Source organism: Rhizobium sp. 2YAF20 (assembly GCF_052114685.1).
Taxonomy (GTDB): domain Bacteria; phylum Pseudomonadota; class Alphaproteobacteria; order Rhizobiales; family Rhizobiaceae; genus Rhizobium.
Genome location: NZ_JBFRFF010000033.1, coordinates 1 through 24,419 on the forward strand (window position 1 = coordinate 1; position 24,419 = coordinate 24,419).

At 56.8% G+C, this 24,419-nt stretch carries 23 protein-coding genes and 1 pseudogene; 13 read left to right on the forward strand and 11 right to left on the reverse strand.

Annotated elements, in window-relative coordinates:
• On the forward strand, positions 1–251 hold a 251-nt coding region (locus tag AB4Z52_RS27225), incomplete at its 5' end, for a transposase domain-containing protein (protein WP_442221012.1).
• Between the two features lie 40 nt (positions 252–291).
• Positions 292–507, forward strand: a complete 216-nt coding sequence (locus AB4Z52_RS27230) for a hypothetical protein (protein WP_442221013.1) — start codon at positions 292–294, stop codon at positions 505–507.
• On the opposite strand, the gene AB4Z52_RS27235 is transcribed toward AB4Z52_RS27230, so the two are convergent.
• The 8 genes from AB4Z52_RS27235 to AB4Z52_RS27270 all read right to left on the reverse strand — a co-directional run bounded on the left by AB4Z52_RS27235 (position 413) and on the right by AB4Z52_RS27270 (position 8,630).
• Positions 413–2,068 (reverse strand): FAD-dependent oxidoreductase, encoded by a 1,656-nt coding sequence (locus AB4Z52_RS27235; protein WP_442221014.1) that lies wholly within the window; start codon positions 2,066–2,068, stop codon positions 413–415. The two genes, AB4Z52_RS27230 and AB4Z52_RS27235, sit on opposite strands and share 95 nt — an antisense overlap.
• A 23-nt stretch (positions 2,069–2,091) precedes the next feature.
• Complete coding sequence (locus AB4Z52_RS27240; protein ID WP_442221015.1) at positions 2,092–2,394, reverse strand: UBP-type zinc finger domain-containing protein; 303 nt, start codon at positions 2,392–2,394, stop codon at positions 2,092–2,094.
• A gap of 376 nt (positions 2,395–2,770) precedes the next feature.
• Positions 2,771–3,250, reverse strand: a complete 480-nt coding sequence (locus AB4Z52_RS27245; RefSeq protein WP_442221016.1) for a sigma factor-like helix-turn-helix DNA-binding protein — start codon at positions 3,248–3,250, stop codon at positions 2,771–2,773.
• A gap of 391 nt (positions 3,251–3,641) precedes the next feature.
• The gene (locus AB4Z52_RS27250) at positions 3,642–4,055 is read right to left on the reverse strand and encodes a GlcG/HbpS family heme-binding protein (protein ID WP_442221017.1); all 414 of its coding nucleotides are present in this window, start codon (positions 4,053–4,055) and stop codon (positions 3,642–3,644) included.
• 190 nt (positions 4,056–4,245) lie between these two features.
• Positions 4,246–4,965 (reverse strand): hypothetical protein, encoded by a 720-nt coding sequence (locus AB4Z52_RS27255; RefSeq protein ID WP_442221018.1) that lies wholly within the window; start codon positions 4,963–4,965, stop codon positions 4,246–4,248.
• A 28-nt stretch (positions 4,966–4,993) separates the two neighbouring features.
• Entirely contained in the window at positions 4,994–5,824 is an 831-nt protein-coding gene (locus AB4Z52_RS27260; RefSeq protein WP_442221019.1) for an alpha/beta fold hydrolase, read from the reverse strand.
• Between the two features lie 382 nt (positions 5,825–6,206).
• On the reverse strand, positions 6,207–6,794 hold the full coding sequence (locus tag AB4Z52_RS27265; protein ID WP_442221020.1) for a TetR/AcrR family transcriptional regulator: 588 nt from the start codon (positions 6,792–6,794) through the stop codon (positions 6,207–6,209).
• Positions 6,795–6,908: 114 nt separating this feature from the next.
• Positions 6,909–8,630: an ATP-binding protein gene (locus AB4Z52_RS27270; protein ID WP_442221021.1), complete on the reverse strand. Its 1,722-nt coding sequence runs from the start codon at positions 8,628–8,630 to the stop codon at positions 6,909–6,911.
• A gap of 27 nt (positions 8,631–8,657) precedes the next feature.
• Between AB4Z52_RS27270 and AB4Z52_RS27275 the strand changes: the two genes are divergently transcribed.
• The 3 genes and pseudogenes from AB4Z52_RS27275 to AB4Z52_RS27285 all read left to right on the forward strand — a co-directional run bounded on the left by AB4Z52_RS27275 (position 8,658) and on the right by AB4Z52_RS27285 (position 10,057).
• The gene (locus AB4Z52_RS27275; RefSeq protein ID WP_442221022.1) at positions 8,658–8,960 is read left to right on the forward strand and encodes a hypothetical protein; all 303 of its coding nucleotides are present in this window, start codon (positions 8,658–8,660) and stop codon (positions 8,958–8,960) included.
• A gap of 99 nt (positions 8,961–9,059) precedes the next feature.
• A complete protein-coding gene (locus AB4Z52_RS27280; RefSeq protein WP_017965619.1) occupies positions 9,060–9,419 on the forward strand; it encodes a response regulator in 360 nt (119 codons plus the stop codon).
• A 4-nt stretch (positions 9,420–9,423) separates the two neighbouring features.
• Positions 9,424–10,057, forward strand: a pseudogene (locus tag AB4Z52_RS27285) (nucleotidyltransferase family protein).
• A 6-nt stretch (positions 10,058–10,063) separates the two neighbouring features.
• Here the strand turns inward: AB4Z52_RS27285 and AB4Z52_RS27290 are convergent.
• On the reverse strand, positions 10,064–10,726 hold the full coding sequence (locus tag AB4Z52_RS27290) for a response regulator transcription factor (RefSeq protein WP_130732297.1): 663 nt from the start codon (positions 10,724–10,726) through the stop codon (positions 10,064–10,066).
• Positions 10,727–10,998: 272 nt separating this feature from the next.
• Between AB4Z52_RS27290 and AB4Z52_RS27295 the strand changes: the two genes are divergently transcribed.
• On the forward strand, positions 10,999–13,485 hold the full coding sequence (locus AB4Z52_RS27295) for an MFS transporter (protein WP_442221023.1): 2,487 nt from the start codon (positions 10,999–11,001) through the stop codon (positions 13,483–13,485).
• A gap of 215 nt (positions 13,486–13,700) precedes the next feature.
• Complete coding sequence (locus AB4Z52_RS27300) at positions 13,701–14,459, forward strand: SDR family oxidoreductase (protein WP_130794393.1); 759 nt, start codon at positions 13,701–13,703, stop codon at positions 14,457–14,459.
• Positions 14,460–14,499: 40 nt separating this feature from the next.
• Here the strand turns inward: AB4Z52_RS27300 and AB4Z52_RS27305 are convergent, their stop codons facing one another.
• Together AB4Z52_RS27305 and AB4Z52_RS27310 are read right to left on the reverse strand one after the other, a co-directional pair.
• The gene (locus AB4Z52_RS27305; RefSeq protein WP_442221024.1) at positions 14,500–17,256 is read right to left on the reverse strand and encodes an ATP-binding protein; all 2,757 of its coding nucleotides are present in this window, start codon (positions 17,254–17,256) and stop codon (positions 14,500–14,502) included.
• Between the two features lie 182 nt (positions 17,257–17,438).
• Positions 17,439–18,227 carry an SDR family NAD(P)-dependent oxidoreductase gene (locus AB4Z52_RS27310; protein ID WP_442221025.1) on the reverse strand — a complete coding sequence of 263 codons (789 nt, stop codon included), beginning with the start codon at positions 18,225–18,227 and terminating at the stop codon, positions 17,439–17,441.
• Between the two features lie 365 nt (positions 18,228–18,592).
• Between AB4Z52_RS27310 and AB4Z52_RS27315 the strand changes: the two genes are divergently transcribed.
• The 6 genes from AB4Z52_RS27315 (at position 18,593) to AB4Z52_RS27340 (ending at position 24,358) form a co-directional block, all read left to right on the forward strand.
• On the forward strand, positions 18,593–19,039 hold the full coding sequence (locus tag AB4Z52_RS27315; protein WP_017996728.1) for a helix-turn-helix domain-containing protein: 447 nt from the start codon (positions 18,593–18,595) through the stop codon (positions 19,037–19,039).
• Positions 19,040–19,203: 164 nt separating this feature from the next.
• On the forward strand, positions 19,204–20,031 hold the full coding sequence (locus tag AB4Z52_RS27320; protein WP_026157650.1) for an alpha/beta fold hydrolase: 828 nt from the start codon (positions 19,204–19,206) through the stop codon (positions 20,029–20,031).
• An 84-nt stretch (positions 20,032–20,115) separates the two neighbouring features.
• A complete protein-coding gene (locus tag AB4Z52_RS27325) occupies positions 20,116–21,276 on the forward strand; it encodes an MFS transporter (RefSeq protein ID WP_442221064.1) in 1,161 nt (386 codons plus the stop codon).
• Entirely contained in the window at positions 21,251–21,721 is a 471-nt protein-coding gene (locus tag AB4Z52_RS27330; RefSeq protein WP_442221026.1) for a c-type cytochrome, read from the forward strand. The genes AB4Z52_RS27325 and AB4Z52_RS27330 overlap by 26 nt, the downstream gene beginning before the upstream one ends.
• A 22-nt stretch (positions 21,722–21,743) precedes the next feature.
• A complete protein-coding gene (locus tag AB4Z52_RS27335) occupies positions 21,744–22,193 on the forward strand; it encodes a (2Fe-2S)-binding protein (RefSeq protein ID WP_442221027.1) in 450 nt (149 codons plus the stop codon).
• Between the two features lie 11 nt (positions 22,194–22,204).
• Positions 22,205–24,358: a molybdopterin cofactor-binding domain-containing protein gene (locus AB4Z52_RS27340; protein ID WP_442221028.1), complete on the forward strand. Its 2,154-nt coding sequence runs from the start codon at positions 22,205–22,207 to the stop codon at positions 24,356–24,358.
• The last annotated feature ends 61 nt before the right edge of the window (positions 24,359–24,419 follow it).

A 24,419-nucleotide genomic window follows, 5' to 3' on the forward strand; every position in this document is an offset into this window, starting at 1 on the left:
ATCGTCGAGCGGGCTATCAGGCCATCGTCGAGCGGGCTATCAGGCCCCAAGCTATCGTTCGAAAAAACTCGCTCTTCGCCGGCAGTGCTGGCGGCGGTCGGACGTGGGCCACGATCGCAACGCTCGTTCAGACCGCAAAAATGAACAATGTCGATCCGCTCGCATGGCTGACACAAACTCTCGAACGCATCGCGGCCGGATGGCCAGCCAGCGATATCGAGGCTCTCATGCCGTGGAACTTCCAAAAATAACGGCCTGGGTTCACCGCTTACAGTACCGATCGACGGCGTCATGGAGGGGGAGACGGTGTGCGAAGTGACTCGCTCCAGGCATCCGGGCTTCAAGCCTGGTGACATCGTCCGTGCTCGGGAGCGTCGTCCTGAGATAAAATGGTTGTCGAGCCACATGTGTGTTAGGCGAATGCCTTCAATGCGGCATGGATTTGGGATACGACGGCTGCGCCTTCGCCGACAGCGGCAGCGACGCGCTTTGTTGAACCGGACCTGACGTCGCCAATCGCGAAAAGATTTCGAAGGCTAGTTTCAAGAGATGTGCGTTGACCGTCGTTGGCGCCGGTAGTCTCGGGGCCTGTGAGAATAAAGCCAGAGCGATCGCGCTTCACATGCTCGACCAGCCACCCCGCGTTGGGATCCGCACCGATGAAGAGGAACATATGGCGCAGCTCGAGATCTCGCTTTTCACCCGTCGCGTTGTTCCTAACGACGGCTCCAGAAAGCTCAGAGCGGGTGTCGCCGGATACAGCGTCGATCTCGCAGCCCATATGGATTTCGACATTTGGTAGCTGCCCGATGCGGTCCACCAAATACTGAGACATTGTTTCTTCCAGGGGGCGGCGGGCAACCAGATGCAGCTTCTTTACCTGCGGCGCCAGATAGGCGACCGCCTGACCCGCGGAATTGCCGCCGCCAACAAGCGCGATCTCTTCACCTTGGCAGAGGCGGGCTTCAACAGATGTGGCCCAGTAGGAAATCCCCGATCCCTCGAATTTATCAATGTCCGCGACGGCTGGTCGGCGGTACCGAGCACCTGACGCGACTACGACAGTTTTGGCGCGAACGGACCGACCGTCATCCAGTTCCAAGGAGTGATAACCATCTGATGCGGGCACAAATTTTCGAACTTCGATTGGCAGCGCAATCTCTGCACCAAACTTGAGGGCTTGGTTGAACGCTCTGCCAGCGAGAGCTTGTCCCGATATTCCCGTTGGAAAGCCAAGGTAGTTCTCGATTCGAGCCGACGCCCCGGCTTGGCCGCCGACAGCTCGTTCATCCAAGACTATAACTTTCAAGCCTTCGGATGCGGCGTAGACCGATGTGGCCAATCCAGCGGGGCCTGCCCCCACGACTGCGACGTCGTACAGAACGTCAGTGTTAATGTCCGGTGTGATCCCCAAGCAAAGAGCGGCTTCCTGATTGCTTGGATTGTTGAGCACACTGCCGCTAGGACAAACCATGACAGGCAACGTGTCGGCCGAGACGCCAAGCTTTTTGACGAGTTCACGGCCACTCTCGTCGGCGGAGGCGTCGAGAACCAAGTGCGGATAGCCGCTACGCGTGAGAAATCCCTGCAGACGGGTGATTGCGGCGCTTCCGGGGGTGCCAATTAGGATCGAACCAGCACCTCCGGTGTCGATCAAAGCAACTCGACGAAGGATAAAGGCTCGCATCACCAATTCGCCAATGTCGGCTGAACCAATAACCAACGCCCGGAGGTGTGATCCGTCGTAGGGTAGCGCAACGCATCCCTCCGCACCGGCGACGCCTCTCACCAATGAAGGTCGACCTGCCAGTTGACTGACCTCGCCTGTGAACTGGCCGGGCGAATGGGTCACCACATTCAATTCATGCGAAAGGCCGTCGTGTCGAAAGACGTCCAAGCTTCCTTCAAGCACGAGCCAGACTGGCGCGTCTTTTTCGCCGAAATGCACCGCTATCTCGCCTGCAGAGAAGTGGTGAGGTTCCCCGTTGGCGAACCTCTGGGCCGATATCATCTGTGTCGGGCTCAAGACCGGGAACATCTGTTCCGCGCGATTATTCGAATTTGCCATGAGAATGCTCCGCCGGTCCGGCTTCAATAGAATTTGGGAATAGGTCCCGGGTGTGGTGTCCGATCAGGAAGTTCGACGATGGTCTCGTCGACGAAGCACCACCCCCAACCTTCGGGAGGATCGTAGCCCTCGATTATCGGGTGGCCGGTCTCCTGAAAATGCTTGGTGGCGTGGTGACCGATGGAGTCATCGCAACATCCGACATGGCCGCATTCCCGGCAGAGCCTGAGGTGTACCCAGCCTTGTCCAATCGCCAGGCATTCCTCGCAGCCCAGTGTACGAGGTTTCACTCTGTGTACGCTAGATCCATGGCTGCACGTACTCATGGGGCCCCCCATCCGGTTGGCTGTGGTGATTGACCGGGGGATTGTATCGAAGTGCCTGCTTCTAGCAACGGGCGGGAGATCCACCCGGCTAAACACCCGATAAAAATGCCCGCCACCGCCCCAAGGACGAGCGCCGTCGGTCGCGGCTGATGATATCCTGCATTATGGAGTGCGACGTTTAGGCTCGCGGGAACATCTTCAGCCCCGACGGGATCAAGCGTTCGACGAAGAGCTTCGGCCTGCCGTTCATAGGTGCCTACACGCTGGGCGGCGCCCAGATCGTTATGGAGATATTTCTCGACTTCGAGTTTTTTCTCCGGAGCGAGACTGTGATCGATGAAGGATTGAAGGTCTGCTTCTGTGATTACCGGAACTGTCACTTTACCCTCCGCAGGTAATGCCCTTTGATGAGAGTTTGCCGGAACGGCGCTTCGACAACGAGCCTGAGCTGCTCCCGCGCTTGCGGCAGCAAACGTAGAAGCTCGCCCTCCGAAATATCCAGGACCTGCGCAGCCTCGCGATGAGAGAGCCGTTCGACCGAAGTTAAAAGGATCGAGCTTCGTTGGAACGGCGCCAGTTTTGACAAAGCGGTCGCTGGTCCGATGACTTTTTGCCCATGGTTTTCAGAATGGTCAGCGGACGGCGTTGCCGACACCTGCCCTTCCACCAGGCCAGACATCAACCTAAGAGCGCTGAGTCGTACATTCGAGTGTCCCATCCACAGCCACCGAGCTCGCAATTTCTTTAGAGTGGTGAGCACGAGGAGATCCGCTGCATCCACGTCTTGACAGTGGCCTCGCGCAAAACGCCTCAACGACGGAAGGTGTGGGACAACTGCTTCGCTAAAGTTTTTCATAGGTTCTCCTTAAAGTGCCGGACGGGGTCAAATATTGGATGATTTCGCCGCCGCGTCGTTGATGCTTCAACTAGCGAAGCGCCTGAGTGGGGAGTCGGTAGGAAGCGTAGTCAAAGGATCGGATCGTCAAAGAATTGGCCGCGCAATTGGGTACATTCGTCTCATCAGCCGCACGGGACCGCCCTCCCGCTAGCCGCTGGTCGTAAGGGCAAGGCCCTCGCGGCGAATGCTCTCCAACCCGCATTCGCGTCGCGGCCTCTCGTTTTGGATCCCCTCATCAAAACGAGGGGCCGCAAAATCTTCGAAGTATCCTGCAGTTAGAAGCCGCGTCGATCTTCGGGAACCGGACATACCGGCTCCCTTTTGCCGTCTAGTTATTGGATTTCTTCTGCTAGTTTGGGGTCGGAAGAGCTTTAAGCGCGGCTTCAGCAACCGCGATATCCTCATCGATTGAGCCGCCGCTGACGCCAACGGCTCCTGCCACGTTGCCATCGAGAAGGATCGGGATGCCCCCACCAAGGATGACGAAAGTCCCGCCATTGACCGAGCTGACGGCGAATAGCGATTGTCCTGGCTGGATCATCGGAACGAAGACGGCGGACGGGGCGTGGAACGCTCTGGCTGTCCGGGCTTTGCCGATCGCCAAATCGAATGCTCCTGGCCAAGCCATGTCCATCCGCGCCATGGCGACCAGGTCTCCACCACCATCGAGAATGACGATTGTGGACTTAACGCCGATCTGTTTGGCCGCGTGTTCGGCTTTTTCGATCATGGCTCTGGCGAGGGGGAGGTCGACGACACTCATGCTGTTATCCAGTGCTTTGAGGGATCGGGGCGACACTGCACTCAGCAGTGGCTGGGCGCGATTAGCGCGATTGTTAGATCGGGTACGGTGATGGCTCGTGCGGCTTGTGTGACGAGCGGCCGATTGCAGGTCGACCACCGTACGCGACCATTTGAGGACGGGCGAGGGCAGTGCCTCGCCCGCCGGGCGATCAACTTAGTTTGATGTCAGAGAGATCGATGGAAACGACCAACGGCTCGGCCATCGATTGTCCATCGGGCTGGCGCGGAAAGATGCGGCGCACGGTAGGGAACTTGATTCCCTGAACTTCGATATAGTCGCTGATGTAATGCGCACCAGGTGTGTTACCAGCGATCTCGACGTCGTAATCGTGACGCTTCAGCAGACCGGATTCATCGACGTAGAGCGTCTGGACGGTGCTGTGGGTCGCGATTTCTTTCGGGAACGTCACCTTAAGGCGCTTCCAGGTCTCGCCTTTCTCCGTCCAGTCGCCGAGCTCTTCGGCTTTGACACCCGGCGCCGCGAGCAGAAACGGCATGTTGAGATAGGTCCACATGGCGATCCCGGCGAAGTAGGCAAGCTGCTCCTCAGACCACGGTGTTTCCAAGGTGTGGCCAGCGAACGACGCGCGAGGGCTTTCGAGTTCGCCAACGATATTCCCGCCGTTGTCCTTGATGGTGACCTCGCCTGGTTCGAAGCGTGTGATCTTCGCCTCGGGACCCAAAGGGGAGTGCGATGCCCATTCATCGCCGAGACCGACGGTGACGTTCGTTTCGTCAAGCTTTCCTGCCTGGCCCTTCAGTGTCCAAAGGGCGCCGCCTTGAACGAGGTGGGCGGACAGCTGAGAGAACTTTTTCCACTGATCGAGACCGCCGTGGGCGTCGATAATCTTCTTTGCAAGTGCGTTCATGGTATTTCTCCGTGTTGTCGTGACGCGATTAGGCGTCCAGGAATGTCTTGACGTGGGTGACGAAGGTTTCTGGATACTGGAAGAGTGCGCCGTGGCCCGAGTCGGGGTAGATGATCAGGGTGGCCGCACTCATGTTCTTGAACATCTCGTACGCGTTGATCGACGGGAACATGGTGTCGTCGCTTCCGTGAACAATCAGAGTAGGCTGCTTGATGGCTTTCAGGGAGGCATGGTCCGGGTCTTGCTCAGCGCACCAGCCGATAATGGACGCGGCCTGAGGATTGCTGACGTCGTCGCCGCTCTCGGGGTCACGATCGTTTTTGCGGACAGTAGCTCGGGCAACGAAGGCTCTCGCTGCCGCCTGGCTTGCGTTTGACGGCGGGAAGAAGAGGGGGAGGCGCACATCAGGAGCATTCTTGGAAAACGCATCCTCGACGACCTCCATGAGGTGCTCTTCCCCGCCCTTTGGCGCGGTGCCAGCCAGGATGATTTTGCGGACCTTGACGGCGGAACGGGCGGCCATGATCTGCGCCAAGAAACCGCCGAGCGAGAAGCCGAGGAGATCGACTTCACCAAGGCCAAGTGCGTTGATGAAGTTCTCAGCGTCGGTCGTCATCTGATCGACGTTGTCGGGCGTCTTGCCGCCGGATGTGCCGACGCCTGCGTTGTTGAAGATCACCACCGGGCGGTCCGCTGCAAGTGAATTGGCAACGATCGGATCCCAAGCATCCATCGTTCCGGTGAAATGCTGCATAAAGACGAGCGGCACGCCGGTCGTCGGCCCAAGACGGCGATAGGCGAACCGAAGGCCCCCTGCCTCGACGTATTCGGTAGGTGCTGTCTCCAATGTGACGGACATGCTGTATTCCTTCCTCGGTGATGCGGCTTGAGCCGTGTGGTGTTTCCGAGGAGATACTGCCTGCCGGGTGCCAATCACGCGAGTTAAGGCATATTAAGTGATGTTAAGGTCGAAATAACCGGGGGCAGCCGTCAAATTGCGGGCCAAGGGGGAGGCGTTGGCACCTGGCTTGACGCATTCGGGATCTGTTCGAAAGAGGTGCCGGATTTCCCCCGCTAGGCTGTCCAGATGACGGTGCTGGGGGTTTGGGCCTTGCAAGGGATCGTGCGCCAGCGCTTCAAGCTGTCGCCGGTCGCAGCCTCGACTGCAAAGAACCCCTTCCTTTGTCCATCCGGACGGTTCCACCGATGAGCAAGCTACCGTTTAACATTATGGGGCGCTTCTAAAGTTGATGCGGACCTACATTGCTGAGCATTGCAAAGGCCATTTTGAAGAAGTCATCCAGCGGACCATGGTCGCCGGATAGTTTCGTGCGAAGTTCACAACCTTCCCAGCTGTTCACCAAAAATCGGGCGAGTTCGCTCGCCTCGATATCTGAACGAACTTGTCCGATTTCTTGTGCTGCTTTCACGGCTGCTGCCAAGCTCTTTGTCCAGCTGTCGAGATCCGATCGGAGGGCTGCTTGTAAATCAGGAACCGTCGTCGAACTCTCCGCGGTTAGATTGGCAATCAAGCAACCGCGGTCAAAACCGGCTTGCTGATGACGCGCCAGGCAAAATTCGAAGTGGCGTCGTATCCGATCTATGGGTGCGAGGTTGGCGTCGAAGAGAACTTCCCGTTGAAAGGAAGCCGCGTATTGTTCCAACACCGCGATGGCCAGCTCTTCCTTCGATTTGAAATGGTTATAGAAGCTTCCCTTTGGAACTCCGGCGGTGTCAGAAATTTCTTGGACGCCACAACCATTATATCCAAGCGCGTGAAAGCGCTCGAGACCAGCCGCCAAGATCCGTTCCCTCACAGACGGTGCCATTGTCATCTCCCTTTTCAAAAGGGGATACGAACGCAGCCGTCAGCCTTCAAGCCCCGCGAGCTTAAAGTAGCTGAAAATTGAGGGGTGCAGATTCGCGAATCTGAGCCGATTGAATCAGCTAGGCCTTGGTCCCGAACCCATTTCAGGCGTTGGATGCAGGCTACGGCCGGGCATTCCCGGCATCCCGAAGTTGTCACGACCTTGCTTCGCGACCAATTCGGCGGCGAATTGTGCCGACGCCTCAGATAGAAACCAGGAATGGGATCCAGAAGAAAACTTCAGCAGGGACTTCGAAATCAATCCTTCCATTGCCTCATCATCGATGCGGCGATGGCGCGATCCAGTCGACTCAGGGCTCGCAAGCGTGCAATACGCGTCCTGTTCTTCTGACGTCAAAGACCTGTAGCTCCAATCCAAATTCGCACGTAAGGACTTGTGTCTCTCGGGCGCAGTCCGGCGGCCAAAGCGAAGAACTCCCAGAGGCTCATCTAGTGCTGCGTGGAGACCAGAAATGCCAAGGTCCCTTACGCGGTGCGCTGCGAGTTCGAGTGCAAGTGGCAGGCCGTCCAATCGACGGACAATATTGGCAGCAAGCATGATTGTCCGTGGGTCAGCAGCATCGATCTCAGCGCCCGCAGCTAAGGCTTCTTCCAGAAAGTAAGTGAGGGCGGGGGAGGCTTCCAAGCATTCCGTGTCGCCATTTCCCGGGAGTTCGAGTCCGGTTAGGTACCTGACGCGTTCGCCAACGCTGCGTAGTGGTTCGCGACTGGTCGCGAGAACCATGGCAGAGCCCGTGCTGGCGACAAACGTTTCGGCGAACGTTGCGACGTCGTCCACGATGTGTTCGCAGCCATCCAGAATAAGCATGATGTCGTCATCGCTTACCGCATCAGCGATTCTCGCGACCGTCAATGTAGTGCGCGAGTGCTGCAGTAGCGCCTTTCCTACAGCCGAGAGTAAGTCCCCTTCGTCGCGAGCCTCAGTTAGGTCAACATGGAACACCTTCCTTTCCAGTCGCAGGAGGTTCCCAATCGCGATTGCAACCGCAGTCTTTCCAGAACCTCCGGGGCCGACGATGGTCGCCAAACGGTGAGGCTCATGTGCCCACCGTGCCAAAACTGCATCGCGACCGACCAAAGGTCGGCGTAGCCAGGGGAGGTTGCCCTCCTGAGCCTGTTGCACCGCCGCGTCCAAGGGCTGTTTGCGGGTCACAGAGGCGGCAAAAACGTAACCCTTTCCCGCGACGTTGCGGATGATCCCGGTGGCGCCCTTATCGTCGAATGCCTTTCGAAGGGCAACCAGGTGAACACGCAGCGCTCCTTCGTCGACATGAGTGCTGCCCCATACCGATTTGATGATCTCGTCTTTCGTTATGATCTCACCCGGGCGGCTCGCAAGCGAAGCGAAGATATCGAATGCCCTTGGCCCCAAGTGCACGCGCTCTCCCAGATGGGTGAGCTGTCGAGCTTGGAGGTCGAATGCGAATTCGCCGAATGACGAGCTGTTCATTGTGTTCTCCCAGGTCATTGTCGATATGCGATCGTTTAAAAAATGGCGATCGCGGTACCGGTGATGAAGTGGGAGGCTACCCGATGAAAGGGATGGTTCAATCACAACCAAGGTGCTGCCACCCCATACGCCGGTATAGGTCGGCCTCGCTTTGACCCCCAAGCAATAGGAGATTCTGCGGCGGGTACGAGACGCTGTTCTGAACAACGGCGGGGACGTGAAGGCGCAGATCTCAGGATCAGCATTCATCACCCCATACAATAGTTTGGGGTGCCGAAACCACTGTTCAATCGAAACGTGGACGGGAACAGGGCATCTCTTGCTCATTCACAAATCAGCCCAAGGAATTTTATTATGAATGTCTATCTCGGCACCATCGCACGCTCTTCTGGCATCATGAAAGCTGCAGCGTACGGAAGCGGCTTGGCCTTTGATACGCCCTCAGAGACTGTATTCGAGCGCATCCCGATCCATTTTCCAGACCTCACCGACGAGATCGTCTATCAGGGCATTCTATCTCCGTTCCAGAGAAGCAAGATCATGCGGGCCGCAAGCCGATCTCGCAACGATGTCGGCGGCGAAGTGATTGGTGCAACCGTCAGACCTCAGCGTCGGCGCGAGTGGGTCGTGTCCGTTGGCGGGAATACGCTTCATTAGCAATGCGTGAAATACAAACCATCGTATGATTTCGGAGGGCTCGGAAAAGTCCTACTGTCGCCGCGAGGCTGCATCGGCAGCCGTGAAAGGAAAAGCCCAGTGTCTGCCGTTAAGAAATCCGTAGCGATCGTCGATGACGACGAAGTGCTGCTTGAGGCAACAAGCGGCTTTCTGGAAGCGATGGGTTACGAGCCGTTGCCATTCCCGTCAGGTGAGTCATTCCTGACCTTCGATCAGAAAGAGGGTCTCACCTTGCTGCTGTCAGACATCAACATGCCCGGCATGAGCGGTTTCGAACTCCTGGACATTGTTAGAAAAAATCACCCCGACATGCGAATAGTGATGATGACGGCCCTGAAGGACGAAAGCATCATTCGGAAGGCTCTTGCCGGTGGAGCGCAAGCTCTACTGCAAAAGCCCATCCTTGCAGATGACCTCGTGAAGTGTATCGAAGGCTGAAGGCGTGAGCGTTGCGCCGACTTCTGCGAAATCATTTTCGGTCGCGGTTGTCCTGCTCGCCGCCGGAACGGCCAGCAGAATCGGCGAGGGCGGAAAGCACAAGCTCCTGGCAGAATTTGATAATGTTCCCCTCGTTCGCCGCTCAGCCATTGCGGCGCTGAGGAGCGGCGCCAGCTCGGTTGCTGTGGTAGTGGGTCATCGGCACGATGAAATCTCTGCCGCCTTATCAGGTATCCCAGTTAAGACTATCTACAATCCACATTGCCGTAGCGGTATGGCGACCTCATTGACCGCCGGATTTTCCGCCTCCGAGGTTATTTCGGCTGATGGGGTTCTCATCATGTTAGCGGACATGCCGGGCCTTACAGCCGACCACCTGGCGCCGCTGATCCAGGCTTTTGCGAATTCTGGCGGAAAGGCTATTGTCCGCGCCACTTTTCATGGCAAACGCGGAAATCCAATTATTCTCCCGCAGTCGCTGCGTGTCTGTGATGGAGTTGAAAGGCGATATCGGCGCCCGTCAGATCATTGAGAGTTCTGGCGTCCCGATCATTGAAGTTGAGATCGGCGCCGCGGCCAGCCTCGACGTGGACACCGTGGAAGATCTTATCAAAGCAGGTGGAAAACTCACTCGCTAGATCTCGCTAACCGACGCTGGCAGGTTGCAGGCTGTCTACCTTACGAATCAGATCGGCGATTGATGTGGCTTTCATCTTCCGCATGACGTTTCCACGGTGAATCTTGACCGTGATCTCACTAAGTCCCAGCTCGTGAGCGATCTGCTTGTTTAGAAGGCCCGTGGCAACGGCCGCCATCACCTGCTTTTCGCGGGGGGTGAGCGTTGCGGCCAAGGCGGTAACTTCAGAGTTTGCCGAAACCTCTGAGCGTCGGGCCCGATCCTTTTCAATGGCAATCGCCACGGCGTCCAGCATTTCTTGGTCGCGAAAGGGCTTGGTCAGGAAGTCGACTGCACCAGCTTTCATTGCCCTGACGCTCATTGGGACGTCCCCATACCCTGTCATGAATATGATCGGCAACTGATTACCCAATGCATTGAGCTTGGTTTGCAGATCGAGCCCACTTAGGCCCGGCAACCTGACGTCGAGGACGAGGCAGCCGGGACGATCAGGAAGTGCTTCTCCCAGTAGTTCCGCAGTTGATCCAAAGCCAAGGGTCTCAATTCCCACCGACTGCAGGATCTCTCGAAGACCCTCTCGCATACCATCGTCATCATCGACGACAATAACCAACGCGGCCGAACTATCGGCTGGGCTAACCGCCGCGGATTTTAATGGGCGCGTTGTCATCGGTTGAACCCTTCAAGAAGCATTTCGTGTCCAGCTCGACACATAGCTTCTGCGGATCGAACCCGTCAATATGAATTGGCCGCTGACCGTAGCAAGCCAACCCTATCCAATGGTATTGGATTTGAGCGTCGGACATTGACTACAAAAAATCCGGAGCCTACGGGAACCAACGACGCATTTTGCCGACAACTCCAGGAACGGCTTAGAATTTTATGATCGATAGCGCGATTTTGACGCCCGCGAGGAGTTTCCATCCAAGCATTGACCGGCCAATGACGGTCCGGGTCCTGTTATCCAGCCTCATCGGGACTTCTGTCGAATTTTACGACTTCTACATATACGCCACAGCTGCCAGCTTGATTTTCGGTCCGCTGTTTTTCCCAGCTTCCGTCAGCTCTTTGGAGCTAATAGGCGCTTATGCGAGCTTCGGCATCGCCTTTATTGCCCGCCCCCTCGGCGGAGCCGTTTTCGGACATTTCGGTGATCGGGTCGGCCGTAAGACCACCTTGATGGCATCGCTACTCATGATGGGGATCTCCACAGCGGCAATCGGCCTGTTGCCGACTTATGCAGTGGTTGGTTGGGTCGCTCCACTTCTTCTGTGCATGCTTCGGTTCGGACAGGGCCTGGCACTCGGCGGCGAGTGGACAGGCGCTGTTTTGCTGGCGCTGGAGAACGCGCCTCCTGGTTGGAAAGCTCGATTCGCTATGTTTGCGCCGCTCGGTGCACCGATCGGCTTCGTTCTAGCCAATGGATTATTTCTGTGCCTAACCCTCGCTCTATCACCGGAGCAGTTCGTCGACTGGGGGTGGCGAGTACCCTTCCTTGCTAGTGCTCCTTTGGTCGTTATGGGGCTTTGGGTCCGGTTCAATCTCGTAGAGACGCCGGAATTCCAGGAGGCAATGGCCGAGGCGCAGCCAGCAAACGTGCCATTGGTCGAGGTCCTTCGCGACCACATGGGCGCCGTCGTTGCTGGCGTTTTCGGCGTCGTCGCATGCTTTTCGCTGTATTACACCGTAACAGCCTTCGCGCTTGGCTACGGAACATCCACGCTCGGCTACTCTCGACCAACCTTCCTGATGGTCGAGCTGGGCGCAATCGGCTTCATGGCTGTCGCCATCGTCCTCGCTTGTTGGCTGTCAGATCGCATGGAGCCTGAGCGCGTTCTCATCTACGGCTGCTTCGGGACGATTGTCTCGGGTATTGCCTTGTCTCCAATGCTGGGCAGCGGATCGCTTTTCGTCATTTTCCTGTTCCTTGCGTTCTCGCTGTTTTCGATGGGCTTCGTGAACGGGCCGTTGGGAGCTTGGCTTCCAGGCCTCTTTCCGGCACGGGTCCGGTACACTGGAACGTCGATCGCTTTTAACATTGGTGGCATCATCGGCGGTGCTTTCTCGCCAGTGGCGGCCCAGGCGCTCGCTGATTACAGCGGTCTCGTGGCCGTTGGGTTCTATCTCGCCATCACCGGCGGAATGAGCTGGGTCGCGTTCGATGCCAGCGCAAGGCGCCGTACCCTTGGTGCGCTCGCGCAGAGTGAAAAGCGCTACCGTTCGATCTTTGAACAGTCGCACGTCTCGCTAGGTGAGGTTGAACTCGCCGAACTATATCAACGCATTGAAAAACTGCGGAATGATAGGGTCGATATCTCCGCACTTCTTGTGTCGGATCCTGGCTTTGGTAATGAATGCTCACAGCTGATACGCTTTGTTGACGTTAACGAAGCAACGGTCCCGCTACTGGGCTGCGCGTCCCGTCACGACGTTCTGGGATCAATTGACCGTTTCTTACCGCCTAGCAATGATCTCGCTGTTTCGATCGTTACAGCGATGTCGAACCAGGTTCATAATCTCGAGATCGAAACCAAGCTTTTGCGCCACGACGGGCGTGAAGTTATCGTGGTTTTCTATATCGCTTTCCCAGATGATGCCGCGGCATATGACCGTGTCGCCTGCGCTATGATCGACGTTACCCAACGCGAACAGGCGAAGGAAGCACTGCTCGTTGCCCAAGGCGAACTCGCACGCGCCAGCCGTGTTGCAACTGTCGGCGCAATTTCAGCATCGATTGCTCATGAGGTCAATCAGCCGATCGGTGCGGTTGTCATGTTTGCCCAAGCGTGCGTTCGATGGCTTCAAACGAGCCCGCCCGATCTTGCGGCGGCGACCAAGGCCGCGGAAAGAGCTGTTGAACACAGCGTCAGGGCTAGCCAGATTATCCAGAGAACCCGCGAGAGGCTGAAGGGTGGTGGCAAGCGGCCTGAGATCCTTGATCTGGGCGAACTCGTCTTGGATGTCGTGGGCTTGCTCGAGAGGGAAACGACCAGCAGCGCGACGACGGTTCGGATTGATTTCGCGAGGAGCGGCGCTGTGGTCGCCGATAAGGTCGAGCTACAGCAGGTCATCGCAAATCTGATCACGAACGGCCTTCATGCAATGAAGGATGTGCCTGACGCATCGCGCGAGATTACCCTGCAAATCCATGGCGATGACTCAGAGTTTTTAAAGGTATCGGTAAGGGATCACGGCACAGGCATAGATGAAGCAAATATCATGAAGTTGTTCACTCCGTTCTTCACAACGAAGGGTGATGGAATGGGGATGGGCCTCGCGATCTGCAAGACGATCGTTGAGGCTCATGGTGGGTCGTTGTCTGCTAGGAACCACGGCGAAGGTGGCGCGATATTCGAAATCGTCCTTCCAATCGCAACCTCAGGCGACCCCGCCGCGGCTTCCGAAATTGTGCAAATTCCCGCTCAATAGGGCGTTCAGGACCTTAATTTCTCTTAGCAAGCCTTAACTCGCAATATCGCCCCCGTTGCTCGATCGTGATGTTGTCGAGCCAACACGGATTGCAGCGACGGCGCACGGGCCAGCAAACCTAAGCGCCTTTTCTCCGCCAGATTGGTCGATCTCAACGCTGCGCCGGTCCTGAATGGGGTCGGGCAGCATCGCTCAATTTTCCAAGGAGAATAGCAATGAACCTTAAGGGAAACACGATTTTCATCACTGGTGGCGGTTCCGGCATCGGTCGCGGCCTCGCTGAAGCGTTCCACAAGCTCGGGAACCAGGTGATCATTTCAGGGCGCCGAAAGTCATATCTCGATGACGTCATCAACGCCAATCCCGGGATGGCGGCTTACGAGCTGGACATAACCGATGTCGAAAGCATCAACTCGGTGACAAAGCGCATTGTTGCGGACTACCCAGACCTCAACGTCCTGGTCAACAATGCTGGCATCATGCCGTTTGATGACGCCGCGCATCCCATCGAGGAGACAGTTCTCCAAAGCATCGTAAACACCAACCTTCTCGGTCCCATCCGGATGACGTCTGCACTCGTCGAGCATCTCAAGACGAAGGCAGACGCCGTGATCATCAACAACACGTCGGTGCTCGCCTACGTGCCGATCGCCTACAATGCCGTTTACTCCTCCACGAAGGCAGCATTGCACTCCTATTCGCTGTCGCTGCGTTTCGCACTTCGCGAGACCTCTGTCTCGGTGCAGGAGATCGCTCCGCCGTGGGTTGACACCGATTTGATCAAGAAGAGCGGTGATCCTCGGGCGATGCCGCTGGAAGCTTTCATCAACGAGACGATGGCGAAGCTTGCGAGTGAGTCGCCCGAAATTGTCGTCGACATGGTCAAACCGCTGCGCGACAACCCCGGTTCCGGCGAACACGTTTTCTTCACGCAGTTCAACCAAAGCCTGATCGACAATCCGATTCCGCGCTAAGTCTGATCGTCGTGTTTCTGGCGGGCGGTCGACCCGTCCGTCAGAGATCACCGAGGTCGAGAATCTCCCGTGCCTTCGCAATATCGGCGGTCAAATAGGCTCCGTCGACTCTATCGAGAGTGCTCTTGATCATGTTACGCGCTTTGATCTCCTGATTAGGCCCCGCCAGTTCATAGGCTGTGTTGGCCGCCCTCAGTTCCCAGAAGGGGGCTTCCATCCGACGTGCTTCATCCAGGGAAGCTTCCACCAGCGACTGGGCTAGAATTGGATCGGACTTGTTTAATACCTTGGCCTTTATCCGCAGTAGTTCTGGACGGCACCAGCCGCCTTCTCCTTTTATGCCTCGATCCAAGGCCTCTAACGGCGCCCGAACGCCCGCCAAGACGAGCAGGTATTCCAACCTCATTCCGACTGCCGAACGGAAAATTTCTTCGGTCTCTGGCTGTTGAATGCCATCAGAGATAAAGGACCGATAGGCAGCCACCCATAGCGACCATCTGTGGAGGTCATGCTTTTTGGTGAGTGTCTCGGCTATATCTAGATACTCACCCGCTCGCTTTTGATCGCCAGACAAGAACGCGATCGGCGATGCCGTCAAAAACAAAAGTAAACACGTTGATATCGAATAATCGAGAGCACGGGCCTCTTCCAAGGCGGAGTCGAGTTCCCCGAATGCTTCAGAGGTGTCACCCTGCAAGAATTTCACGAAAATGAGCACCGCTCGTGAAATGATGCGCTGATCGAAACCGACACCATCGTTTAGGGTCCGTCGCAGAGACCCCTCAGCATCCCGAAGAGATCCGTTCACATGTTCAGAGGCTAGCTTGAGGTTGCCATGGAAGAAGTATCCGTGCTCAAGCATCCGGCTGAAAGATCCCAACGACATCTGGGGAAAACGAATTCCGAGTTTGAGCGCCATATCAATAGCTTCAGCGTATCGCGCGTTTGAAACCCAAATGGAGGCTCGGCCCGCCGTAGCTCTTATGAATGTGGGCATGTCGCCCAGCGATTCCGCAATCTCGGCACTGCGATCGAATTCCTCCAAGGCTTCAGGGTCGGCAGGGTAGCCTCGGACGTGGAATAACGCTCCACCCCTCGATATCCGAAGCTCCATTTCGACGCGCGTCCCTACGTGCTGGGAACCTGGAAGTCTGGCTAAGGCTTGCTCGACCACCTTCGTCTGTTCGTTCATGAGGCCGAGTTGCGCCCACAGAACCGTTGACTTCGCCGAGAGACGGATCGCGAAATCGGCGTCGCGTTCATTGTCGAAGCTCCACTGTATCGCAGCCCGGACGTCATTAATCAGAGATGAGTAGCGTCGCATCCACTGCGGAGTGGCCAGAACCTTCCAATCGGCTTCCGCGCTTTGCAGCTCCTTTTCACAATAGACAGCGTGCGCGGATCTGATCGCATCCGACTGACCGCTCTTCTCCAGCTTCTCAAGACCATAGCGCCTGGTCGTTTCGAGAAGTCGATAGCTTCCGTCTCCGGCGCTCACGGATAGAAATGACTTCAGGAACAGACCGTCAAAAGCCTCGTAGAAGTCGTCCTCGGAGAGACGGCCTCCGCTAACAGAGAAAGCTGCATCCGACGAAAATGAACCGGCAAACACGGCAACGTATTCGAAAAGCGTTTTCTCTGTGGGCGTCAGGCTATCGAAGCTCCAGTCCAGCGTGGCTCGCAGGGTCTGTTGGCGGGGTGGGGCGGTACGGCGCCCCCGTCGCAACACGGTCAGCGGGTCATCCAGGGAGTTGGCAAGATTGACAAGGCCAAGGTGGGCGACGCGGGAGGCTGCAAATTCGATCGCCAACGGAATTCCATCAAGCCGCCTCACGATTGACGCAGCGGTCTCAAAATCCTCAGGCCGATCAAACCTGTCGACATCAGATGAAAGCATCATCCTGTCGATAAGGAGTTCCATGGCTGAAAAGGAGGACCAATCAGCGTTGGTGACGTCCTCCGGCGGAATGACCAGCGAGGGCAGTTGCCGGATCCTTTCGCCTGAAACGCGCAGAGGTTCACGGCTGGTAGCCAAGATCGAAACGTTAGGCGTAGCAGTCAGAATGTCTTCGGTCGAAGACGCGGCCTCCAGAATCAGGTGCTCGCAATTGTCGAAAACAAGCAGAACATTGCTATCTTCCAATGCCCGCAAGACGCCGGGCTCGGCATCGTCCGAAAACACTGTGACTCCAAGCAGCGAAGCAAGTGTCGGCATGATGAGCCGCCCGTCGGTGAGTGCAGCAAGATCTACAAACAGGACAGGCCGTGACTCGCTCAGGATCTCGCCAACAGCAAGAGCCACGGACGTTTTTCCAATTCCTCCGGCACCAGCGATCGTGACGAGGCGGTTCGAGGCCACAAGTCGTGCGGTCTCCTCAACAAAAGTCTCCCGGCCTATCAATCGTCCTGCAAGACGGGGCAAACTGCTTGAGATGTTCGCCTTTGGAACCGCAACCGGCTGCACGTCACTGCTGCTCTCACCATCTTCAACAGATTGGACCGGCATGACAAAGGCGTAGCCACGTCCAGGGATATTTTCGATATATCGCCCGGCCTCTCTATCCCCCAACAACTTTCGAAGCGTCACCATATGGACGCGCAGAGCGCCTTCGTCGACGGCCGTAGTCGTCCAAACGGCTTTAATCAGTTCATCTTTACTGATGATCTGCCCAGCTCGTGCAACTAAAACGGCCAAAATGTCGAAAGCACGGCCGCCAAGGTGAAGGATTTTCCCCGACTCGGAGAGGCTGCGATGAGCGATATCGAGTTCGAAACGACCAAATCTCAGTACAGTCATTAGTCGCGAGACCTGATCGGTCGAGAGACTACAAAAATGCGGTCGTTTTCACCTGCTGCTGAAGCTGAAAGGTCCAACGCTTGTACGGATGCCACTCTCATGCTCAGCCCATTCTTGATATCTGAATGGTCTATAAACCAACTGGTTCATGGGTTCAATGAACCTCTGCGTGAACAAGCGGGCTATGCGTTATACCCGCCGTCGACGTTCAACACGCTGCCTGTGATGAAAGAGGCGCTCGGCCCAGCAAGAAATGTGATTGCACTTGCAACTTCCGACGGCCTTCCAAGCCTCTTGAGGGCAGTTGACGCGCGTTCGGATTCGATGATGTCCGGTGAAACTGCAACGGCGTCGAATGCGATGGCGCCCATCTGGACGACGTTGATTGATATTCCGCGCGGCCCCAGATCATGCGCCGCGCCCTTGCAGAAGGCGGCCAACGCGGCGCGGGTTGCCGCAAAATCGGCGAGGCCAGGGGTTCCGACGCGATCAGCCAGGCTCGACCCAAGTGCAATAACGCGTCCGCCGTCAGTCATCACTCTGATCACGGCTCTTATGAGAGCAATATTGGATTTCACGTTCATGGAATATTGGAACTCAACTTGGTCCTCATCGAGGTCATCGTCGTCAACTTGCCATTGAACACGATATTCAGAGTTAGCAACCAAGACGTCAATCCTGCCGAATTCCGCCATCACCTGTCGAACCAGCTGGGTATGCTGTGTTGAGCTCGAATCCGTCGGCGCTCTAAACACGACGACTTTACAGCCGATGCCACGGAGTTCGTCTAGCAAAGCAGGCTCAACTTCCGTGTCGCGAAGCGTCAATGCCAGATTGGCGCCGCATCGAGCCAACGCGGTGGCTGTGGCCATGCCGACCCCTTCATTCGCTCGGGTCAAAAGCACTACTTGTCCAGCCAGGGGCCGGAGACTATCAGTCCGTCCATCCAAAGTGACGTCATTCTGTTGCATTTGGTGCTTGGAGCTCCCTATCCGCCTCGCTTCACATATAGGCTCGCCCTAGAACCGTTTATTGTATCATCGGGCGCCCACGCGAACCTTCAAGTAGCAGGCAACCGTGGTGGCGAAATCGGGGTTGTTACCGGAACGCGCTCCGGGTCGTTGACGCCCTAACATCTCTTAACATCGCTTAGCTCGTGTTACGGGGCAGCCTGCAGCTACCTTTCAGCCATCGAAGCAGAAAGGACACTGCCATGACACGAACGGTTTCATTCATACCATTCCTCGTAGGCCCGGGCGGTGAACGCGTCTGGGGTCTAGGACCTCAAGACACTGCAATCGATCTACGTCCGGAAAGTCGTGTTCGGCTCGCGGACATGGCCCACGGCTCCCTCCGAAATTCCCACAAGACCGTTGCGGGCCTTTCCGATTGGCAAAAGAACAAGGTTGTCCGCTATATTGATGAAAACATTGATGGCTGCATCCGTGTCCAGGAGCTGGGCGACCAGGTGCGCTTGAGCGCAAGCCGGTTCTCGAAGGGTTTCAAGGTCTCCTTCGGCCGCTCGCCCTACGACTACGTTTTGAGCCGCCGCGTTGATGCCGCGAAATATCTCATCTCTTCAACCGACGAACCGCTGAGCCAAATCGCCCAGGCATGTGGTTTGAGTGACCAGGCGCATCTCTCGAAGGTGTTCAAGCGTCTGGTTGGTGTCACCCCGCTCAAGTGGCGGCGCCTGAGCGCTGGCAAGTGCACCACTCAACACACTCCAGCTTCGTGGCGTCGCCTGGGCTCCGCAGACGTGCACGCATCCGCAAACGCCTGATTAGAGGCGCTTATCCCCTGACGAGAGGAACGAAAATGTCCAATGAATTTCTCATCAGCCGCCGCGATACGCTGCTGGCCGGTGCCGCCGTAACCGCATCATTTGCAGTCGGCTTGCCGCGAGAGACTCAAGCTGCAGCCAAAACAAAACAAGGAAACCATCACATGAACTTTGTCACGACCAAAGACGGTACCAAAATCGCTTACAAGGACTGGGGCAAGGGGCAGCCGATCCTTTTCTCGCACGGCTGGCCACTTTCGAGTGACGCCTGGGACGCACAGATGCTGTATTTCGGCATGAATGGCTTCCGGGTCATTGCTCACGACCGTCGTGGCCATGGAAAGTCTGATCAGCCCTGGACCGGTAACAATATGGATCAGTATGCAGACGACCTCGCTGAGGTCATCGAGCATCTCGATCTGAAGGACTTGGTCATGATCGGCCACTCCACCGGTGGCGGCGAAGTCGCGCATTACATTGGCCGTCACGGCACTAAGCGGGTTTCTAAAGTGGTGCTGGTCGGCGCAGTCCCGCCGCTGATGCTCAAGACCGATGCCAATCCTGAAGGCACTCCCATTGAAGCCTTCGACGGCATCCGAAAGGGCACTGCGACCGATCGCTCGCAGTTCTACAAGGATCTGACGATGCCTTTCTATGGCTTCAATCGCGAGGGCGCCAAGGTTAACGAAGGACTCCGTGAAACGTTCTGGCTGATGGGAATGGAAGGCGGAATCAAGGGCGAATACGATTGCATTCGCGAATTTTCGGAAGTCGACTACACCGACGACCTCAAGAAGATCGACAAGCCGACCCTCATCATTCATGGGGATGACGATCAGATCGTGCCGATCGCAGCAGCTGGCCTCAAGAGCGCAAAGATCGTCAAGAATGCGACGCTCAAGGTCTATCCGGGTGCGCCTCACGGTCTAGCTCAGACCCAGGCTGAGAAGTTCAATGCAGACGTGATGGCCTTCATCAAGGCAGCGTCGTAACTGCAGGCTGGCGCAGAGGCGATCCAAATGACTTCTATTTCCAGCGAACGCGCGGCAGGTCAGTCGCTCGCGCCAGCCTACATCATGGCATTAGGTACTTTTGCTATTGGCACGGAGGGGTTCATGATTGTTCCCCTTCTGCCAAAAATGGGCGAGGATCTTTCACTTCCAGTCTCGGCACTGGGTAGCCTGGTCACCGTCTTCACCCTTACCTTGGCGATCACATCGCCGCTCCTAACCATCCTGTTCGGAAGGGTCGACCGCAAACGTCTGCTCGTCCTGACCATGGCGGCTTTCGCGTTGGCTAATTTAGTGGCCTGGGCATCCCAAGGATACTGGGGAATTTTTTCTGCCCGTGTCCTGCTTGCCATGGCGGCGGGACTTTACACCCCGAACGCAAACGCCTTGATGGGCGCCTTAGTTGTGCCAGAGAAACGCGGACGGGCCCTTGCCATCTTGAATGGTGGTTTGACGATAGCAATCGCAATCGGGCTGCCTATTGGCTCACTCGTTGGAAACGCCCTTGGGTGGCGGGTGACTTTCCTTGGCGTCGCAGCCCTGTCGATCATCGCAGTGGTTGCGCTGGTTGCAAGGCTGCCTCGTACCGATGGCACCGAAATGCATGTTGCGTCGGTCTCCGACCGCCTCGCGATCGTTAAACGCCCCCTAGTCTTCCGGGAACTGGCTGTGATCTTCTTCTGGGCGCTCGGTACCTATTCGGTCTGGACCTACATCGCTCCATATCTGAACCAGGTCGATGGCCTCGGGCCAAATGGAATTAGCGCCGTTGTCTCGGTTTGGGGGATCGGCGCTGCAATCGGCATCGTACTTGGTGGCACCCTGAATGATCGCATGGGAGCAAGACCGGTCGTCGCCGCAAGCCTGACCCTCGCGGTGTTAGTTTTCCTCTCGCTTATATTCTTTGCAAGAGTTCTGACGCCCGATCAGGCCATTGCTCCGACGGTCATTGCGGTTGCTTTTTGGGGTATCGCGATCTGGGCGTTCTATCCAGCACAGATTGCCACATTGATTCAGGTCGGCCAGCCCGCGGTCCCAATCGCAGTCTCCCTCAGCACGTCGTTCATGTACCTGGGCTTTGCCGTGGGCAGCGCCATCGGATCCGCCGTGCTTTCGAGAGGCGGTGTTGGTGACCTGGGCATCACCGGCGTGATTGGGGAAGGTATCGCTCTTCTCATCGCTACCTACGCGAGTTCGAGGATTGGGCAGCCTCGAAGTGCAACTTAACAATCGAATTCAACAAGGGTGGCAAGATTGCTGCCCCTTTCGCCATTCCGATTTTCCGAAGGAGGGAACCATGGAAAAAATGAGGGCCGTTATGATTGCCGCGGGGGTGATCGTGCTTGGGGCCTCGTCGGTACAAGCCGATGGAGATCCAGACAAGGGCAAAAAGGTCTTTGCCCGCTGCAGTGCCTGTCACGCGACGACCGAGCAAAACAAGGTCGGCCCGGGTCTTTTGAATGTTGTCGGTCGACCCGCTGGAAGCATTGCTGGGTACAACTATTCCGCTGCGTTGAAAGGGTCTGGTCTCACTTGGGATGAGCCTACTCTCGACGCCTTCCTTAAAGCGCCAGCCGCCTTGGTCAAGGGGACCCGCATGAGCGCGTCAATCCCGAAAGACCAGGATCGAGCAGATGTCATCAGCTATCTGAAAACACTGACAGCGCAATAGAGAACCCAGGAAGGTTAGACCAATGAAGACGATCACCATCAACGGCAAAACACATGAAGTCGATGTTCCTGATGACATGCCACTGCTTTGGGTTTTGAGAGACGTGCTCGGCATGACCGGAACCAAATACGGTTGCGGTATAGCCCAATGCGGAGCATGTACCGTCCTGATAGATGACATGGCAGTTCGATCCTGTCAGACAACCATGGATATGATCGATGCTCAACAGATCACCACGATCGAGGGCATCGGTGAGACCGAAAATGGGCGCAAAATCCAGATGGCGTGGCTCGAAAAGGAGGTCGTCCAGTGCGGGTACTGTCAATCCGGCCAGATCATGTCGGCAACCGCGCTTCTTAATACCAATGCAAAGCCCACAGACTCCGACATCGATGAGGCAATGGCAGGCAATATTTGCCGTTGCGGCACTTATGTCCGGATCCGCGATGCGATCCACACGGCAGCGGCATAGAGGGGACGGACATGATCAACAATCTTCATTCCCGTCGCGGCTTCCTCAAAGGTACCGTTCTGGCGACCGGAGGTCTTGTGCTGGCGGTTCAACTGCCACGGATGGGGCGAGCAACCGGCGCAGCGAGTTCCTCTGAAGAGGCCGCCTTCACGCCCAACGCCTTCGTGAAAATTGATGAAAGTGGCATCACCCTGATCATGCCACACACGGAGGTAGGGCAGGGTATCTATACATCCAGCGCGATGTTGATGGCTGAGGAGCTCGAGCTACGGCTTGACCAGTTGAAAGTGGAAGCCGCTCCGCCGGACCTTTCGAAATATATGGATCCTATCCTGTACGACCAGGCGACGGGTGGATCGACATCCACGCGTTCCGACTGGATGCGGCTACGGCAGGCAGCCGCTACGGCGCGTATCATGCTTGTTGGAGCGGCGGCCGCCAGATGGCGGGTCGATCCGGCCCAATGTCGGGTCCACGAGGGGACGATCTATCACGACGCTACAAATCAATCGTCGACCTACTATGATATTGCCGCCGAGGCGGCAAAGCTGCCCGTTCCCGCCGACGTTCCATTGAAGGACCCATCTCAGTTCAAAGTCATCGGAACGCGAGCGAAGAGGCTTGACACTCCCGGCAAAGTCGACGGTTCGGTCGTCTACGGTATGGATATCAGGGTCCCCGGCATGAAATATGCGACGTTGGCGATATCTCCGGTGACCGGTGGCCGTTTCACAAAAATGGACGAAGCTGCGGCTCGCGCCGTGAAAGGGGTCCTCGACATCGTTATCGCAGATAATGCCGCTGTTGCGGTGATCGGCGAACACATGTGGGCGGCGAAGCAAGGCCTTGACGCCCTCAATATCGAATGGGACCCGGGTGAAAACGGCGCCGTCACCGTGGACACTATTGTTGCCAAGATGGACCAGGTATCGCAACAGCCGGGGGTCGTCATCCGCGACGAAAATAATGCGGTTGAGGTAGTAGCAAACGCTCCAACAAAGCTTTCGGCGGTTTACCGTTCGCCGTTCCTGTCGCATTCACCGATGGAGCCCTTGAATTGCACCCTGCATATTCAGGACGATCGGGCAGAGGTCTGGGTAGGCACACAGGTGCCTGTCCGCACACAAAAGGCGGTCGCCGACATCACAGGGCTGCCGGTCGAAAAAGTCACCGTGAACAATCAGCTGATGGGTGGAGCGTTTGGACGCCGGTTGGACGTCGATACGATTGAGCTGGCGGCCAAGCTCCTGAAGGACATCCGCTACCCGGTCAAACTGGTCTGGACGCGCGAGCAGGACATGACCCACGACTATTACCGGCCATATTACTACGACCGGGTGGCGGCAGGCCTCGACAAGGACGGCCGCTTGATTGGCCGCACGCATCGGGTGACCGGGTCCTCCATTTTTGCACGGTGGGCGCCAGCAGCGTTCAAGAATGGCATCGATCCTGATGCCGTCGATTGCGCGTCGGAGACCCCCTACGATGAAGAGGCCGTTTTTGCGGATTATGTTCGCGACGAGCCAGCGGGTGTTAATACCAGCTGGTGGAGAGGTGTCGGGGCATCGCACAATCTTTTTGTAGTCGAGAGCTTTGTGGATGAGATGGCGACGGCGACAAAGCAGGACCCGCTTGAGTTTCGCCGGAAGATGCTCACGAAGAATCCGCGAGCACTTGCGGTACTGAACCTTGCTGCGGAGAAAGCGGGCTGGGGTCAATCATTGCCGCCGGGAAGGGGCAAGGGCATCAGCCTTCAAGTGGCTTTTGGAAGCTATCTCGCGCACATCCTGGAAATCGAGATTACCGATGAAAAGGAGGTGCGCCTCCTTCGCTCGGTTATCGCGGTTGATTGCGGGGTTGTGATCAATCCAGACACCGTTGTCGCCCAAATGGAGGGTGGAGTGATCTTTGGTCTGAGCAGCGCGATGTTCAACCAGGTCACCTTCACTGATGGAGCTGTCGATCAGACAAACTTCGACACCTATCGGGTACTTCGTATCAACGAGGCACCCAAGGTCGAGGTCTATCAGATCAAGAGTGGCGAAGCGCCCGGAGGTGTCGGCGAGGCAGGAACGGCCGCTGCAGCCGGGGCACTTGCCAACGCGATCTTTGCCGCAACTGGCAAGCGGATTCGCTCCTTACCGCTTGCCGAGGCACTTGCCTAGTGTCGCAAGACTGCAGGCCGCGCCGTCGAGCGCGGCCTGCAACACCCTCGACGAACATTCT